Source organism: Paraburkholderia phytofirmans (assembly GCF_046028095.1).
GTDB lineage: Bacteria > Pseudomonadota > Gammaproteobacteria > Burkholderiales > Burkholderiaceae > Paraburkholderia > Paraburkholderia phytofirmans_A.
The window spans coordinates 339,564-356,734 of the sequence record NZ_JAQQDJ010000005.1; the positions used below are offsets into that span (position 1 = coordinate 339,564).

The window sequence follows — 17,171 nt, forward strand, 5'->3', positions numbered from 1 at the left end:
ATCCGCGCCGCCGCCCTGTTTGCCTGCCGAAGCTCAAAGACGCGCGGGCTGTTCCGGCAACACCACGAAAAACGTCGACCCCGCGCCCTCCGCCGACTCGACCCACACGCGGCCCCCATGCCGCTCCACCGTGCGGCGCACTACCGCGAGACCGATGCCGTCGCCGTTCGCGACGTCGCCGTGCAGGCGCTGAAACGCCCGGAACACTTTCGACATATACGCGGCCGGAATGCCGAGGCCGTTGTCGCGCACATAATACGTGCGCATGCGGACCGCGCGCGGCTCGCCCGCCTCGGCCGGCTCGACCGGTTCGGGTTCCAGTGCGCCGACTTCGATCCGCCCGTTGCGTGCCGGGTCGAGATAATTCAGCGCGTTGCCGATCAGGTTGCTGAAAATCTGTTCGATCGCGCCGGGGTCGCCCCATGCGGGCGGCAAGTCGCGCACGGTCACCACGGCGGCATGCTGGCCGATCGCGCCCTGCAGCGCATCGACCACCCGGCCCACCACGCGCCCGACGCTCACGCGCTGCCACTGGTACTCGAGCCGGCCGGCGCGTGAGATGCGCAGCAGCGCGTCGATAATCGCGGCGGCCCGCGTCACTGCCGTGCGCAAATACTGCAAGGACTCGCGCACTTCGCCGTTGAGAATATGCGTCATGCGTCGATGCTCGGCCTCCGGCAATTTTGCCGCCTCGACGACGCTGTCCAGTTCGTCGCACGAGACCTGCAGTTCCTTCGAGAAACCTTGCAGATTCACCAGCGGCGAACGCAGATCGTGCGACACGCTGTAGATGAACATTTCATTATCCTGCGTCTCCTGACGCAGTTCCTCGTTGACGCCCGCCAGTTCCCGCGCGCGCGCTTCGAGCCGCGTTTTCAGCATGGCCTGCTCGGCTTCCGCCTGACGCAGGCGCGCACCAGTCTGATGCAGCACGGCGTCGAGCGCGGCAATTTCGTCCTTACCCGACAGCGCCGGCGCCAGCGTGCGCCCGCTGCCCAAACGCTCGGCGTTCTCGGTCAGCACTTCCAACCGTCGGCCGATGCTGCGCGCAAAGACCACCGCGGTGGCGGCCCAGATCAGCATCGAGCCCAGCACAGCGCCGATCAGCGCGTACTGCTGACGGTCACGCCGCTGCGCGAGCGCGGCCGAGCGCTCGGCGTCGAGCCGCGACGCCTCGTCGCCGAACGCCGCGAGCTCATCGCGAAACACGGCGATCTGCTGCGGCAAAGTGCCAGTCTCCAGCGCCGCAAACGAAGTCGGACGACGCCCTTCGCGCAGCGCCTGCGAGCTCGCGACAGTCTGCGTGCGATACGCGTCGATCGCCCGCTGCATCTTGTGCACGCGCTCGACCTGATGCGGCGTGCCGGCGACCAGCCCCTCGAGATTCGACAGCCGGTCGCCGAGATCGACCCACACCGTATGGCGGTCGAGCAGCGACGCATCGCCGATGACCATGCCCGTGCGGACGCGCGCCGCCTGGCGCAGCAGCGGATCGATGATGGCCGACGACTGATAGAGAATCTGCTTGCTGTTGGTGACCTGCTGGGCGGCCTGCGCTGTCTGCTCCTGGGTATCGAAGACGACGCCAAGAAGCGCCAGCTCGACCGCGCTCGGCACTGCAATCAGCAGCAGACCCTTGGTGAATAGTTTCATGTTCGCCCGAAGGGTCGCAAAGGGTCGCTCAAGCCGCGGCGGCTCATGACCAGCGACGCAACGCCGCGCCGGCGGGACTTTGCGGTGTGGCATCGGCGAGCTCGGCGCAGTGCAGCCGGACGGGCCATTATCGACGTGAATTCGAGATATTTCAACGTATCGGCAAGATGCGCCCGCCCACATAAAAATGACTTTTTTATTGGTATGAGATGATTTTTCGACGCTTCGTGCGTCTATGATGGAACCAGATGGGATGGGAAGCGAAAGCGCGCGGCGAGGCGGTTCGGCATGATTCGTGCGGGAGGCGGTGGGGCGGCGTTGTTGTCGAATCACCGTGAATCCGACCTTGTCGTATGCTATAAAAGATCGACGTGCGGCGCGCGAAGCCGGGAGTGGTCGCATGAGGACGCTGCGTTTCTTGCAATTCTTTTTCAGGCGAATTTTTATGTCCTTCCCGAAAAAGCGTAGACGCGCGAAGGTGGACGGCGATGAGTCGTTCCTCGCGGTACTACGGCATTTCAAGCCGTTCGGTCAGCTCGACACCAAGATTGCGCGTGCTCGCGCGCAAGACGAGCCGATCCTTTATGCGCACGTGCTGCCGGGGCTCGATGTCCTCCTGTGCAGTGTGCGTGGCGCGCAACCGCCCTATCCGGCACCCGCGGAATTGCGGCGTCGCTGTATCGAATCCATTACGAATGCGCTGGAGCAGCCGCTCGATGGTCTTGAGAACGGCGGCTACTGGTATGAGGCAGACGGCTTCGGCTTTCTGGTGTTTGCCAGCCGCGCTCGCGGCAAGATCCTGACGGAATTCGGCGCGACACGCGTCGGCGGCGCACGTCGCGGGGTGCGTCGGCAGGATGCTGCCGGAGACGCCGCGCCGCGCTCGCTCAGGTAGACCTTTGGCTTTACGGTAGACCTTCAGATTCGCAACACCGTCTGTTCGCACAGTTCGTCGGACGGCGTTGCGTCACCACCTTTCCTTGATTCGACTTGTCATCTCAGGTGATCTGTCTGCGCGCGCGTGCGGCACTCGCCTTGTCTTCTTTCATCATGACGTCGTCGAAGTGGCCGCGCCCGGGCGGCACACTGATCAGCCACAAAAGGATCAAGGACAGGCCGCCGCCAAAACTCCAGCTCAGCCAATCCGAAGGCAGGATGAAAGGCATCAGCTTCCCTTGTAAGTAGCCGCGCTGGCGGGCGACATCACCGCCGGCTTCTTCTTATCCGCCGTAGCCGGCGACGAAGCTCCGCCCGAAGACTTGTTGACCGGCGCGCCATCCAGAGAAATCGCCGACTTGGGCTGCTGCTTCACGCCCGGCGGCGGCGCTGTCGGCGCCTGACGGATCTGTTCGAGCATCTGCGTGCAGGGCAACGGCTTGTTGTTGCTCGGCGCGAGTAACGGAATCAGCGCCGCGAACGGATTGATCAAGCCGAGGCCGACCGCCGCGCCGCCGCGCAACGCCAGCGCGGCCGCATTCACGCCCACGTGCGGGTCCTTGAAGGTGCCTTTCACGTAAAGCGGCGAGCGCAGCGAGAAGACACGGAATCCCTTGGTATGCGGATGCACGCCGAGGTCCATCGACTCGTCACGCAGATTCACGTTGCCGTCGATATTGATCACGGCGTCGTCCGTATCGAGCGCGAAGACGCGCGATTCGAGTACGCCGTTAGTCGCTACAAAATCGGCGGCCGCGCAGTTGATCTTGACGTCGCGATTGCCGAACAGTTTTTCATAGACGACGTTCGCCACGTTCAGCCCCGCCGCTTCCATCAGCAGACGGCTCACCGTGCCGTCCGTGATCAATGCCTTCACCTCGCCGTTCGATGTGGCCGCAAGCGCCGCCGGCGAATTGCCCGTCGCGGTCAGTGCGGCGTCGCCGTTGATTTCGCCGAGCGCGTTCTGCATCGTCTTGAAGTTCGGGAACAACTGCTTGAGCTTCAAATGCCGCGCCGACGTCGCGAAGCGGCCCTTGAGCGGCGTCGCGCCGCCGTCCAGATGAATGTCGGAAGCGAGCGTGCCGCCGGCCACGCCGAACTTCAACGGTTCCAGCGAAAGCACGCCGGCGGTCATCACGATGTGTGTGTACAGATCGGTGATCGGCAGATTCACGTCCTTGACGATGCGCCGGCCGGTGAACTTCACGTCGGCGTCGATCGCCTTCCAGCGGTCGGTGCGGAATTCCTCGACGGGCAGCACCTTGTTGGACGGCTGCGCCGTCGCGTCGCCGCGCTTGGCCTTGCTGGCGTTCGAATCCGCGCCGATCACGGGCGCCAGATCGGAAAACTGCAGCAGATGAGAGACGAGTTCGCCCTGCAGCAGCGGACGCGGTTCACGTGCCGTGTAGGTCAGCGAGCCGTTGATATCGCTGCCGCCGACCCGGCCTGTAAAGTTTTCATACTTGAAGACGTTGCCGGTGGACTTGAACTGGCCGACGAGCCGCCCTTCGGTCGCATACGGCGGCGTGTCGGGCAAGGTCACGCCCGTCAGCGAATACAGGCGCGCCATGCTGTTGCCTTGCAGCCAGAGGCGCAGATCGACCGCGGCGAGATGCGCCGGATCGGTGATCGTACCGACGAGTCCGACATGCAGATCGCCGGCCTTTACATCGGCCTGGACCGGGAACGGCCGGTTCGCGTCCTGCAACGCGAGTACACCGCCGACCTTACCGCTGCCCGACACCGGCGTCTTGTTGTAAGTCCCTTTGACCGTCCAGCCGATCGCGTACGGCGGAATCTCCTGCTTCGCGCCGGCTTGCGCTTCGCTCGCGGTCGAAGCGTTCGAAACCGAACCCGGCGCGGAGGCCACGACCGCCCCGCTCGCGCCTGCAGCGACCGCCTCGCTCGCACCCTTCGAGCCGCCCGCGACCAGGCCGCCCGAGGCGCCCGTGGCCGCCGTCGTACCCGACGCGCTGATATCCGTCGACGACGCGCCCGAAGCCGCCGCCGCGGACGCCGCCGCAGCCTCCGACGCCGCTTGCGCATTCGCCTGCTGCGTCAGCTTGTTCGCGCCCGACTTGCCGATGGTTTGCGCCGACGAACTGCGCGACGCCGCTTCCTGCTGTTTCATTGCTTCGCCGATCGGAATCGGCTGGCCGAGCGTGTCGATCGCCATCTGCAGATCGACCTTCTTCTGCTGATCGGACAACGCAATGTTGCCCTTGGCAAAGGCGATATCGTGCAGATCGAGCTTCCATTCCGAAGGCCCGCTCGACGACGCCAGTTTGAACGTCCAGTTGTTGCGCCCGTCGAGCACGCGCTCGAGGTCGACCGAAGGATTCACGAGGTTGATCGTGGGAATCACGATGTCGTGCGCGAGCAGCGGCAGCACCTTGACCTGGAAGTCGATCTCGTCGAGCGTGGCGAAGTGCGGCTGCTTCGTCCAGTCCGGATTGCCCACGGTGATATTGGCCGCCGAGAAACGCGGCCACGGCACCCAGCCGCGCCAGCCGGTTTCGCCGACCGGATGCCGCCAGCCGACCTTCAGATCGCCGTTGATGGCGAACGGCCTGCCGATGGCTTGCGTGACCTTGTCGTTGATATAGGGCCTTGCCCGGTTCCAGTCGAAGGTCAGAATGAAAATAGTCAGCGCGACAATCAGAATGACGATAATCGCCAGCAGCCACGCGATGATTTTTCCGATCCGCCGTCCAGTCGTGCTCGACACTGCCATTGAGAGGCTCCGCTAATTTTTCTACGTTGAGCACCGTGCAGCACGTTGCATGCCCGATCCATGGACGGCCGGCGCCGTGCCGTTGCCGCTTTATCATGTTGCACGCGGGTTGCACGCACACGTCGCAGCGCGCTTCGACCTTACGCATCCCCCATTACAAATTCACACATGACCGATGTTCCATTAGTCCTCGCCGACGGCATCGTCCGGCGCGATGCCGTGCGCGGGCAGACGCTGCTGCAGCCGACCACCTTCGCTTTAAAGGCGGGCGACCGCGTCGCGATCACCGGGCCGTCCGGCTCGGGCAAGAGCGTGTTCCTGCGCGCCCTCGCGCTGCTCGATCCGCTCGATGCGGGACGCATCATGTGGCATGGCGCGCCGGTGGAACGCGCCGCCATTCCGCGCTACCGGCGCAACGTCGCGTATATCCGGCAGCGGCCCGCGTTGCTCGACGGCAGCGTCGAAGACAATCTGCGCTACCCGTTCGAGTTGCGCACGTACCGCGACGTACATTTCGATCGCGCGCGCGCGGCGAGCCTCGCCGCTCAGGCCGGCCGTGGCGACGACTTTCTCGACAAGCGCGCAAGTGAACTGTCCGGCGGCGAGGCGCAGATCGCCGCGCTGATTCGCGTGCTACAACTCGCGCCCGAGGTGCTGTTGCTCGACGAGCCGACTGCCTCGCTCGACCCGGAGTCGTCGCATGCGATCGAAGGTCTGGTGCACGCCTGGTTCGACGCCGACCCCGGACGTCATGCGTCGGTCTGGGTGTCTCACGATCCGGCGCAAGCCACGCGCATGAGCGCGCGGCATCTGACCATGCGCGCCGGCGTACTCGACGAAACCGCACGGTCCGAGCTACCGCCCGCGCATCAGGATCACCAGGAGTCCGGCCAATGACACTGCAAAACCTGAGTCTGTGGGATGTCGCAATCGCCGCGTTGCTGATCGTCGTCAACGGTGCCGTGTCGGTAGCGCTCAAGCTCGATCTCGAACGCAAGCTCGCGTGGGCCGCCGTGCGCACCATCGTGCAGTTGCTGGCGATCGGTTACGTGCTCGGCTGGGTGTTCCGTTACGACCGCTGGTACGTGGTGTTGCCGTTGATGATCGTGATGACACTGATCGCCGGCTTCGCTGGCGCGCAGCGCGGCAACCGCACGTATCGCGGACAACGCGCGGACAGCGTGCTGTCGATCTGGGTCAGTTCGTGGCTGGTGGCCGCGGTCGGGCTGTTCGTCGTGATCCGCATTCACCCGTGGTACGAGCCGCAATATGCGATTCCGATTCTCGGCATGATCCTCGGCAATACGCTGACCGGCGTGTCGCTCGGCATCGAACGGATGACCGAGGAATTGACCGCGCGGCGCGACCGCGTCGACATGGCGCTCGCACTCGGCGCGACGCGTTGGGAGGCGGCACAGGCGCCGGCGCGCCAGGCGGTGCGGGCGGGCATGATGCCGACGCTCAATCAGATGGCCGTGGTCGGCGTGGTGAGTCTGCCCGGCATGATGACCGGCCAGGTGCTGGCCGGGCAATCGCCGTTGCAGGCGGTGCGTTATCAGATCGTGATCATGTTCCTGATCGCCGCGTCGTCGACGCTGGGGACCGTGGGCGCGGTGCTGCTCACGTACCGGCGGCTCTTTTCCGCCGAGCACCGGTTTCTGTCGGCGCGGCTCGTGGAGCGGACCGCGGCACGGCGCTGAGCCGCGCCGCGGTCCGCCGCTGTGCTCCCGTCACGCGCCGGACTCAACGCTTCGCGCTGATCGCGACTTCCGTGCCGTCGCTGAGCGTGAGCGTTTTCGTGCTGCCGTTGACCGGCATCGTGAAGCGCACGATCTGACTGACGCTCACGTCGTTCGGACACTTGAGCGTTTTGCCGCCGCTCGTAACGGTTTTCACGCCCTTCGGCGTCTGCGCCTGGAAGCTCAATTGCACAGTTGCCGTGCCGTCGCCGCCGACCACTGGCGCGAAACGGATCTGCGTCTGCCGGATCATCGCGCCGTTGGTGTCGGTCGGCAGCGACGCGTAGTTCGGGCACGCATCGGTCGCGGGAACCGGGCCGCCCGGCGGCACCGTCTTCCACGTGAAGTCGTCCGATTCGCCGGAGCGGATCGTGCGGGTTTCCTGCGAGTTGCCGAACTGTTTCGACGTGACACGCACCGTGTAGCGGATTGGGCCGTCGAGGGCGGACTGGGACGTGACCGTGATCGGCGTGGCCGCGTGAGCCACCGGCACGAGCATGCCGGGCGCGAGCGCGCAGGCGAGAGAAGCGACAACTGAAACGGCGGAGAGTCTGAAGCTCATACTGTCACCTCGTTGTTGTGCCGCTGCGCGCCCGCTTCAGCGCTACTGCCCGCGCACCGCCTGGCTCAATGATGCCGGGCCGCGAGACACGCAACTGTTTTAGCATGATGCCCTGCCAGTCTAACGCCAAGCGACGCTGCGCGCGCTGCCTGCGAATCGGGTGTTAACCCGCTTGCGGCGACGCGTTTTCTGCGCGTGTCGCGCCTTGGTGGACGAAAGCGCGCGTCGCGCCGCCCTGCTGCATTTCGACGCACCGGATAGCACAGTTTGATGTGCAGCAAATGAACACGGCCGGCGCGCATTGCTGCGATGCCGGCCGTTTTCCGTTGCAACCCGTTTCAGGTGAAACGCTATTTACGCCTCGAAACCCGTCAGCACCAGTTTGCCGATCGCGCGCCCTTCTTCGAGCAGTTGATGCGCGCGGCGCAGATTAGCGGCGTTGATCGCGCCGAGGTTCTGGCCGACGGTCGTGCACAGCGTGCCCGCATCGACGAGACGCGCGACTTCCGTCAACAGCTTGTGCTGCTCGATCATGTCCGGCGTGCCGAACATCGAGCGCGTGAACATGAACTCCCAATGAAACGCGGCGCTCTTCGCCTTCAGCAGTTCGACCGGCACCGGCTCGCTGTTTTCCACGATCGTGCAGATGCTGCCTTGCGGCTTGACGACCTCGGCCGCGGCCGGGAAGTTCTTGTCGGTGTCGTTGAACATCAGCACATAATCGACCTGGTCGATGCCGAGCTTTTTCAATTGCGCGGGCACGTCGCCGAAGTGATCGACGATGTGATCCGCGCCCAGTTCCGTGGCCCATTTCGCCGATTCGGGCCGTGACGCGGTTGCGATCACCTTCAGCTTCGCGAGCTGCTTCGCCAGTTGGATGCCGACCGAGCCGACCCCGCCCGCGCCGCCGAAAATCAGCACGCTGCGGCCTTCGTCAGCGCCTTGCGGCGACACGCCGAGACGGTCGAACAACGCTTCCCAGGCGGTGATCGCGGTCAGCGGCAGCGCGGCCGCGTGTGTGAAATCGAGCGACGCCGGCTTGCGCCCGACAATCCGCTCATCGACCAGATGGAACTCGCTGTTGGCGCCCGGCCGTGTGATGCTGCCCGCATAGAACACCGGATCGCCGACCTTGAACAGCGTGACGTCCGGCCCGATCGCGGCTACCGTGCCGGCAGCGTCCCAGCCGAGCACACGCGGCGTTTCCTCGAGCTTGTCTTTCGGCGCACGCACTTTGGCGTCGACCGGATTGACGGAAATCGCCTCGACTTTGACCAGCAGATCGCGACCGGTGGCTTCCGGTTTCGGGATCTCGACATCGACCAGGGCTTCCGCTTGATCGATCGGCAAATAGCGGTAGAGACCGACGGCTTTCATACATGCTCCTGTTGGTTCGAATCAGATTGAAAAGATCGCAATTTTGCGGCCGGCCTGCGGTGCCGGTTGCGTATCAGCGATTCATGGGTGTCATCCTAGTACGGTTCTTATTCTTTTAAAACCGTCATAATGGCTGAAACATCTTTTTGAATTTCAGAAGAATGAACTTGCCTATTATTTCGCCCGAGCGCACGTCGCCCGGCGAACGGGAGCGGCTCGATCTGCTCGACGTCGCCCTGTTCGTGCGCGCCGCGCTGCTCGCCAACGTGTCGGCGGCCGGGCGCGAATTCGGTTTGTCCGCGGCGGTGGCCAGTTCTCGCATCGCGCAACTGGAAAAGCTGCTCGGCGCGCGTCTGCTGCACCGAACCACCCGCCGCATCAGCCTCACGCAGGACGGTGAAGTCTTCATGACGCGCGCCGAAGCCTTGCTCGATGCGGCCGCCGCCGCGCGCGCTTCGGTGGGCCGGGCGCAGGCCGAGCCGCAGGGCCGTTTGCGGGTCTCGATGCCGTCTTCGTTCGGACGGCAGCACGTGTCGCCGGTGATCAGCGAATTTCTGCGCCGCTATCCGGGCGTGAGCGTCGATTTGCGGCTCACCGATCAGTTGGTCGATCTCGTCGATGCGGGTATCGACGTGGCGATCCGCGTCGGCGTGCTGAAGGATTCGTCGCTGGTGGCGCGGCGCCTCGCGGTGAACCGGCGGGTGCTGTGCGCGGCGCCCGCTTACCTTGCCGCGCGCGGTACGCCGCATCATCCTTCGGACCTCGCGGAACACGAGTGCATGATTCTGTCGGACCAGCGCGACTGGGCCTTCGTGACGCCTGCCGGACCGCTCGCGGTGCGCGTGAGCGGGCGCCTCGTCACGGACAACGGTGAAGTGATCCGCGACGCCCTGCTGGCCGGTTTCGGCATCGCGCTCAAATCGACGTGGGACGTCGCGCCTTACTTGCGCAGCGGCGAACTGGTCAGCGTGCTGGACAGCTATCCGCTCGCCGAGAACGTGGCGATCTGGGCCGTGTATCCGAGCCGTTCGTTCGTGCCGCCGAAGACGCTCGCCTTCATCGAATTCTTGGCGGCCCATTTCGGCGATCCGCCTTACTGGGACAGAGAGCCGGTTTGAGACCGATGCGCCGGCGACGGCGCTCGAACCGACGCATTGTCAATGCTTGTTGCCGCGTGCGCCGCCGGCTCCTTTGTCATCGGAGTTGACGTCGGTGTGCGCATCGTTCTGCGTCTTTTCCTGGTACTCGCCGCCGCCGCGACGGTCGGTATCCTGCAGCCCGCGTTCAATGTCGCTATGCGCCTGCTTGCCGACACGGCGCGGATCCTCCTCGTGCTGCGACTCAGGACTCTGGTCGTTTTCGTGCGGCAAGGGCGCGGCGGCTTCCTGCAACGATTCAGGATTCTTTTTGCCGTGCGGGTCCGCCTGCTTGTCGCCATCGGATGATTGCGGTGAGGTCTTCATGATCTGCTCCTTGTCGTTTGAATAAAATCTGTCGAGGCGCCTACTTCGCATCGTCCAGACGTTTTTTCATGGCCGCGGTAATGCGCTGGCGCGTCTTCGCGTAGTCGGCCCATGGGTCGCTTTTGAGGTCGGCGAGGCGCTCATGCAGGTTTTCGATGGTCCACTGATCGCCGCCCGTGGTGCTGGCAACTTCGTCCCATGCAAGCGGCACCGATACGCCCAGCCCCGGACGCGCCCGCGCTGAGAATGCGGCAACCGTGCTGGAGCCGCGGTTATTGCGCAGGTAGTCGACGAAGATTTTCTGCTTGCGGTTCTGCGCGCCCATCTTCGCGCTGAAGTACTTGGGCAGCGTTGCCGCCATGTGCTGCGCGACGGCTTGCGAGAAGTCTTTTACCTCGTCCCAGCCGGCCTGTTTCGCGAGCGGCACGACCACATGAAAGCCCTTGCCGCCGCTCGTCTTGCAGAACGATTTGAGGCCGAGTTCCTCAAGCAGCGAACGCGTCAGTTGCGCGGCTTCGATCATGCGTTCCCAACCTAGCGCTGCATCGGGATCCAGGTCGAAGACGACGCGGTCCGGTTTTTCGATATTCGATGCGACGGCATTCCACGTGTGAAATTCGACGGTGCCCATCTGTGCCGCGCCGACCAGCGCTTTGATGGTATCGACGGTGATCAGCGGCGGATGGCCGGGGTCGAGGCCCGGATGCTGCGTGACATTGGGAATCGACAGCTTCTGGCTGTGCTTCTGAAAAAACAGCTCGCCGCCGATGTCCTCGGGCGCACGCACCAGCGACACCGGACGGTCTTTCAGATGCGGCAGCATCCATTCGGCAACCGACTCGTAGTACTGCACGAGATCGATCTTGCGCGCGCCGCTGCTTTTGTCGATGACGCGATCGGGATGCGAGATGCGGACGCCGGCGACTTCGGCGGGCGGCGCAGCGGTGGTTGATTTTGCGGGTGTGGGTTTGGCGGTTTTGGGTTTGGTGGCGGTGGTTTTTCCGGCAGTGGTTTTCGTTGCTGCGGTTTTCGTTGCTGCGGTTTTCGTTGCGCCGACCTTAGCGCCGTCGTCCGGCTCTGCGCCGGGTTTCCCTACGCCGCCCTCTGTCACGTCCGCCGTCTTCGCCTTGGCCTTCGATTTTGCCGCGCCAGCTTTCTCTTCTCCGGATGCGGCCACAGTACTACCGGAAGTTTTCCGCGCCGCACGTTGCTTCGGCGCGTCGTCGGAGATGGAATCGCTTTGCTGTTGCACGTCGGCTCCCTGGCGAGGTGTTTCCTTGACAATCTGGCGCGCCGGCTTGTCATTGCGCAAACTCACGAACGACGCCTGACGCACGATGCCGTCGCCCGTCCATTCCGCGAAATTGCATTCGGCTACGAGCACCGGTTCGACCCAATGCACCGGCGTGCGACTGCGCTCGCGCGGCGCGGCCGCAAACGGCATGCGCTGGGTCGCGTGCGCATCGAGTTCTTTTTTGACCGAACGCAGCAACGCCGCGTCGAAGCCGGTGCCGACGCGCCCCGCGTAATTCAATTTGCCTTTGCTGTCGTAGACGCCGAGCAGCAGCGCGCCGAATGCCGCTCGACTGCCGGACGGTTCCGAATAGCCGCCGATCACGAACTCCTGGCGCCGGCGGCATTTCAACTTGATCCACGTCGACGAACGTCCCGACAGATAGCCGCTGTCGCGCCGCTTGCCGATGATGCCCTCCAGCGCCATGTCGCACGCGCTTCTGAGCAGGTCTTCCGCGCTGAAGTCGAAATTGTTCGAGAAGCGCAGCACGCTGTCGTCGACGTCTTCCATCAAGGCGCGCAGAATCGCGCGACGCTGTTCGAGCGGCACGCCGCGCAAGTCGTAGCCGTTCAGGAACGGTATATCGAACAGGTAGACGATGATGTCTTGCGGCCGATTCGCATCGAAGGCGTTCTGCAGCGCCTGAAAATTCGGCACGCCGTTCTGGTCCAGCACCACGGCTTCGCCGTCGAGCCACGCGCTTTCGATCCCGAGTTGTTCAAACGCCTTGACCTGTTTGCTGAACTTCGCGGTCCAGTCGTTGCCGGCGCGGGTGAATACCTGGACGTCGCTTCCCTTGGCCGTCCTATCGATTCGGGCCAGCACGCGGTAACCGTCGAACTTGATTTCGTACGACCACTCAACGCCGGGCGGCGCGGCATCGACGAGCGTCGCCAGTTGCGGTTTGAAGGTCGCGGGCAAGCGGGCTTTCACCGCGCCCTCGATCGACGGTGTCGCCGCGAGTTCACGTAGCGACTGCGTGTTGCGCGTCGCCACGATGTCCGGTCGCGTGGGATCGGCGCGGGTGGATGAAGCGGATTTCGCGCCGCCTTTGCCGACTCGTTTTGCGGTGGACTTCGCATCAGAGGCCGCAGTTTTGCGTGTGGCCTTAGTGTCCGCTGTCGTCGTTTTTTTTCCTTTGTCCACCGAGGCGCTGCCGCTGAGCACGCTGCCCGGGCGCTTCTTCAGGATGTCGTAGTCGCTCTCATCGCGCGCTTCGTCGTCGCGTTCCTTGATCAGCAACCACTGCTCCTTGTCGCCGCTGCCGCGCATATGGCTGCGCACCAGTGTCCAGCCGCCTTGCAGTTTTTCGCCGTGCAAATGGAACTTGAGTTTGCCGGCCGCGTAGGAACGCGCCGCTTCCGCCGCGCCGCCAACCGGTTCCCACGTGCCGCGATCCCACACAATTACGCTGCCCGCGCCGTAGTTGCCCGGCGGGATTTCCCCTTCGAACGAACCGTATTCGACTGGATGATCCTCGACATGCACTGCCAGCCTCTTCACCGATGGATCGAGGCTCGGCCCTTTGGGCACCGCCCACGACAGCAATGTGCCGTTCAGTTCCAGCCGGAAGTCGTAGTGCAAGCGCCGTGCGTCGTGCTCCTGAATCACGTATGAGAGCGTCTCGTGGACGGCCTGGCGGGTCGTTTTCCGGCCGCCTGGTTTGCGCTTGGCGCGCGTGCCCGCTGGCTCCGGCGTGTCGTCGAAGCGGCGCTTGCGGTTGTAGAGATCGAGTCTGTCGTTCATGGCGATGACGTCGTCGGAGGGGCTCAGGCGCGATGCCGACGATCAGGCCGCCGCGCGACGTTTGCGGGCGGCCGGCGCGGATGCGGACTTGGTGCTGGCGCGGCCGCTGGTGCCGCCGGCGCGCGTTGTCGTCTTACTCGCTGTGCGAGTCGTGCGCGGTTTCTTTCGGGCCGGTGCCTCAGCCTCGGCATCCGCGTCGGCCTCATCGCTGTCGTCGTCCGCGGCGCGCTTGCGGCCGCCTGCCGCCGGTTTGCCCTTGCCGCGTCCAAGACTGCGTTTGAGCAGATCGGATAGATCGAGGATGTCGGCGGATTGACGCGACTCGTGCGGCGCTTCGACTTCGGTGATTTCCTCGGTCTTGCCCGCGCGAATCTTGCGATCGACCAGCGCCATGATGTCGTCGCGGAAGGTGTCGTGATACTGCGACGGATCCCACTTGTCGCTCATGTCGTCGATCAGCTTCTTCGCCATGTCGAGTTCGCGCGCGGACACGCCCGCGGCCTTCACACCGTCGGCCGGCAGCTTGAATTCGTCGAAATCGCGCACCTCCGTACCCCAGCGCAGCGTGTTCAACGCCAACACCGGACCCACCGGAATCAGCGCCGCCAGATGCTGCTTGTTGTGCAGCACCACGCTCGCCACGCCGATCTTGCCGGACGCCTTCATGGCTTCGCGCAGCAGCGCGTAGACCTTTTCGCCCTTGCGGTCGGGCGTGAGGAAATACGGTGTGTCGAGGTAAAGAAACGAGATATCCGGGGCGTCGACGAACGCCAGAATATCCACTGTCTGCGTCGACTCGGGGTTCGCCGAGCGGATCTCGTCGTCGGAGAGCACGACGTACTTGTCTTTCTCGTACTCGAAGCCGCGCACGATGTTATCGCGCGTCACATCCTTGCCGGTGCGCTTGTTGATCTGCTTGTAGCCGACCGGATCGATCGTGCGCTTATCCAGCAGATTGAAGCCGACTTTTTCGGACTGCGTCGCCGGATACAACTGAACCGGCACGTGGACGAGGCCGAAGCTGATTGCGCCTTTCCAGATCATGTGTGGCATCGTGCGCTCCCCTGGGCCTAAGACCTGACATGAAGCAGCAAGCGTGCCACGGCTTTGCGGACAGAGCCGGCGCGCGTCGCGGGACGACGGGCGCCGGCACGGGCTGTAAGACTTGCGTCAGCACGGCAAAAGCTACGCCGTGCGGCCGGCCGCCGGTCCGAGTTCTAGTGGCACCTCGGCAAAGCCGCGAAAGCGGACGCGTCCGCCGCGCGTCGGCTCGCCGTCGAGGCGATAACCGGGAAAGCGCTGCACGAACCGACCAATCGCGATGCGCGCCTCGAGCCGCGCAAGCGACAAGCCGGCGCACTGATGGATGCCGAAGCCGAACGCAAGATGCCGGTTCGGATCGCGGCGAATGTCGAAGCGGTCCGGATCCGCGAACTGTTCCGGGTCGCGATTGGCCGCGCCGATGCACAGCGTAACCGGCGTGCCGCGCGCCACCGCGACGCCGCCGATCTCCGTATCGACGGTCGCCATGCGGTTGCCGAGCTGGTTCGAACTCTCGAAGCGCAGACATTCTTCCACCGCCGATTCGATCAGCGACGGCTCGTGCAGCAACGCCGCGCGCTGCTCGGGCCATTGCGTCAACGTGACGAGGCCGTTGCCGATCAGATTGGTGGTCGTCTCATGGCCGGCGTTCAGAATGAAAATGCAGTTCTGCAGCAACTCCGCTTCGGACAATTGCTCGCCACCCTCCTCGCCCTGAATCAGACGCGTCAGCACGTCATGCTGCGGGTCGCCCGGTTCGCGCCGGCGCCGTGCGACCAGATCGCGCAGATAGCCGACGAATTCGTCCACCGCGCGATTGCCGCGTTCGAACTGCGCTTCGGTCAGCGACGGTTCGAGCGCGCCGAGAATCGCGAGCGACCAGTCACGCAACGGCTCGCGCTCCGCGTGCGGCACATCCAGCAGATTACCGATGATCTCGACCGGAATCGCCGACGCGAACTCGCCGATCAGATCGATCCGGCCACGCTCGGCGGCGGCATCGAGCAAGCCGTCGACGAGGCGTACCAGCCCCGGCTCCATTGCCGCGATGGCGCGCGCCGTCAGCGCCCCGGCGATCAGCTTGCGCACGCGCGTGTGGCGCGGCGGGTCGTTGAAGACGAGACTCGTGGTGTGATGCGCGTAGAGCGGCGAGTCGCCGTACTTCGGCTTGAATTCGACGGTCTTGTCGGAACTGAAGGTTTTCGCGTCGCGATACACCGCCTGCACGTCGCGAAACCGTGTCAGAAAGAGTGAGCCGTCCGGCATGCGCTTGACCGGCTCGTAAGCGCGCAATGCGTGATAGACCGGATAGGGATCGGCATGGAAAGCGGGAGCGAGGTGGCGCAGATCGAAGTCGCGCGCAAGAGTGGATGCGTGGCTGGCGGTCGCCGGGGGCATGCGTTGTCTCCGTAGTGGTGCGCCTCGTCATGGATGCCGGTGCGTTCACGTGCCGGACGTTGCACGCCGCGCAGAGGCGGATGCGACGGTCGGCGCACGCAGCGGCTGCGGGGCGTCGTTCGATGCGCCAGTATGAACTGGGCGCCGCAGGATTGCACGGTGCGATGCGAGGTGTGGGGCGGTGTTCTCTGCTGGTTGCCAAAGGCGAGGTGCACCGCGAGGGGCGGTGTAGCATTCCCTGCCGGTTGCCAACGGCGCATGCTGTGCCCCTCCGAGCAGATCGCGAGCGGCAAGGCCCACCGGCGAACCGTTACAATAGCGGGATTTTCCGCGCGCGCCGCGCGCCGTCCTTTTCCGCGTTACTGCGTCGTCGTCCATGAACCTCGTCATTCAAAGCTCCGCGCCCCTTTCCGCCGACCATCACAAAACGCTCGTCGCGCTCGCGCGCGGTTCGCACGCCAGCGTCGTCGACGCGAACGCGATTCGCATTGCCGACGCCAACGTCGCCCAGCGCGCCGACCTCGACGTCTATTGCGGCACCCATCAACTGGACTACGCGTTTGTCGAAGCCGGCCGCCAGTTGCGCGACTTCGGACTGGTCGCGATGGACATGGATTCGACGCTGATCACGATCGAGTGTATCGATGAGATTGCGGACTTCTGCGGCCTGAAAGCGGAAGTGGCCGCGATCACCGAGGCCTCGATGCGCGGCGAAATCAAGGACTTCAACGAAAGCCTGACGCGCCGCGTGGCGCTGCTCGAAGGCCTCGACGCGAGCGCGCTGCAACGTGTGTACGAAGAGCGGCTGCAACTCTCGCCCGGCGCCGAGCGGATGCTGGCTGGCGCGAAGGCGGCCGGGCTGAAAACGCTGCTCGTGTCGGGCGGATTCAACTTCTTCACCGAGAAACTGAAGGCACGTCTCGGCCTTGATTTCACTTGCGCCAACACGCTTGAAATTGTAGACGGCAAACTGACTGGCAAGGTTATCGGCGAGATCGTCAATGCCGATGTCAAAGCACGCACGCTGCGTGAAACGTGCGCGCAATTGGGCATTGAACCGAGCCGCGCTATTGCCATGGGCGACGGCTCGAACGATCTGAAGATGATGGCCGAAGCCGGGCTCTCCGTTGCGTTCCGTGCGAAGCCGGTGGTGCGTGAAGCGGCCAGCGTGGCGTTCAACCATGTCGGGTTGGACGGGTTGCTGCGGCTGTTCTGATGATGGTTGGAT

The 17,171-nt window shown here is 64.4% G+C and carries 14 protein-coding genes; 5 read left to right on the forward strand and 9 right to left on the reverse strand.

What is annotated here, in order from left to right; all coding sequences use genetic code 11:
- Positions 1-33: 33 nt before the first annotated feature.
- Positions 34-1,653: a sensor histidine kinase gene (locus PQR54_RS17330; protein WP_408247712.1), complete on the reverse strand. Its 1,620-nt coding sequence runs from the start codon at positions 1,651-1,653 to the stop codon at positions 34-36.
- Positions 1,654-2,053: 400 nt separating this feature from the next.
- On the opposite strand from PQR54_RS17330, the gene PQR54_RS17335 reads away from it, so the two are divergent.
- On the forward strand, positions 2,054-2,548 hold the full coding sequence (locus PQR54_RS17335; RefSeq protein ID WP_408247714.1) for a hypothetical protein: 495 nt from the start codon (positions 2,054-2,056) through the stop codon (positions 2,546-2,548).
- A gap of 103 nt (positions 2,549-2,651) precedes the next feature.
- Here the strand turns inward: PQR54_RS17335 and PQR54_RS17340 are convergent, their stop codons facing one another.
- Together PQR54_RS17340 and PQR54_RS17345 are read right to left on the reverse strand one after the other, a co-directional pair.
- Entirely contained in the window at positions 2,652-2,819 is a 168-nt protein-coding gene (locus PQR54_RS17340) for a hypothetical protein (protein ID WP_408247716.1), read from the reverse strand.
- Positions 2,819-5,323, reverse strand: a complete 2,505-nt coding sequence (locus PQR54_RS17345; RefSeq protein WP_408247718.1) for an AsmA family protein — start codon at positions 5,321-5,323, stop codon at positions 2,819-2,821. Before PQR54_RS17345 ends, PQR54_RS17340 begins: the two co-directional genes overlap by 1 nt.
- Before the next feature lie 168 nt (positions 5,324-5,491).
- Between PQR54_RS17345 and PQR54_RS17350 the strand changes: the two genes are divergently transcribed.
- Together PQR54_RS17350 and PQR54_RS17355 are read left to right on the forward strand one after the other, a co-directional pair.
- Positions 5,492-6,220, forward strand: coding sequence for an ABC transporter ATP-binding protein (locus PQR54_RS17350; protein WP_408247720.1), 729 nt, complete (start codon positions 5,492-5,494; stop codon positions 6,218-6,220).
- Positions 6,217-7,023 (forward strand): ABC transporter permease, encoded by an 807-nt coding sequence (locus PQR54_RS17355; RefSeq protein ID WP_408247722.1) that lies wholly within the window; start codon positions 6,217-6,219, stop codon positions 7,021-7,023. The genes PQR54_RS17350 and PQR54_RS17355 overlap by 4 nt, the downstream gene beginning before the upstream one ends.
- Before the next feature lie 43 nt (positions 7,024-7,066).
- On the opposite strand, the gene PQR54_RS17360 is transcribed toward PQR54_RS17355, so the two are convergent.
- Positions 7,067-7,624 (reverse strand): DUF6013 family protein, encoded by a 558-nt coding sequence (locus tag PQR54_RS17360; protein ID WP_408206330.1) that lies wholly within the window; start codon positions 7,622-7,624, stop codon positions 7,067-7,069.
- Positions 7,625-7,978: 354 nt separating this feature from the next.
- Complete coding sequence (locus PQR54_RS17365; protein WP_408247724.1) at positions 7,979-9,001, reverse strand: zinc-binding alcohol dehydrogenase family protein; 1,023 nt, start codon at positions 8,999-9,001, stop codon at positions 7,979-7,981.
- Between the two features lie 161 nt (positions 9,002-9,162).
- Here PQR54_RS17365 and PQR54_RS17370 point away from each other — a divergent pair, with 161 nt between their 5' ends.
- A complete protein-coding gene (locus PQR54_RS17370; protein WP_408247726.1) occupies positions 9,163-10,119 on the forward strand; it encodes a LysR family transcriptional regulator in 957 nt (318 codons plus the stop codon).
- A gap of 39 nt (positions 10,120-10,158) precedes the next feature.
- Here PQR54_RS17370 and PQR54_RS17375 read toward each other — a convergent pair whose 3' ends face one another.
- From PQR54_RS17375 to PQR54_RS17390, 4 genes are all read right to left on the reverse strand, one after another.
- On the reverse strand, positions 10,159-10,464 hold the full coding sequence (locus tag PQR54_RS17375; RefSeq protein ID WP_408247728.1) for a hypothetical protein: 306 nt from the start codon (positions 10,462-10,464) through the stop codon (positions 10,159-10,161).
- Positions 10,465-10,504: 40 nt separating this feature from the next.
- A complete protein-coding gene (ligD, locus tag PQR54_RS17380) occupies positions 10,505-13,504 on the reverse strand; it encodes a DNA ligase D (RefSeq protein WP_408247730.1) in 3,000 nt (999 codons plus the stop codon).
- Between the two features lie 42 nt (positions 13,505-13,546).
- Complete coding sequence (gene ku / locus PQR54_RS17385; RefSeq protein ID WP_408247732.1) at positions 13,547-14,557, reverse strand: non-homologous end joining protein Ku; 1,011 nt, start codon at positions 14,555-14,557, stop codon at positions 13,547-13,549.
- A 132-nt stretch (positions 14,558-14,689) separates the two neighbouring features.
- Complete coding sequence (locus PQR54_RS17390; protein WP_408247733.1) at positions 14,690-15,943, reverse strand: cytochrome P450; 1,254 nt, start codon at positions 15,941-15,943, stop codon at positions 14,690-14,692.
- A gap of 376 nt (positions 15,944-16,319) precedes the next feature.
- Between PQR54_RS17390 and serB the strand changes: the two genes are divergently transcribed.
- Positions 16,320-17,159, forward strand: a complete 840-nt coding sequence (gene serB / locus PQR54_RS17395; RefSeq protein ID WP_408247735.1) for a phosphoserine phosphatase SerB — start codon at positions 16,320-16,322, stop codon at positions 17,157-17,159.
- The last annotated feature ends 12 nt before the right edge of the window (positions 17,160-17,171 follow it).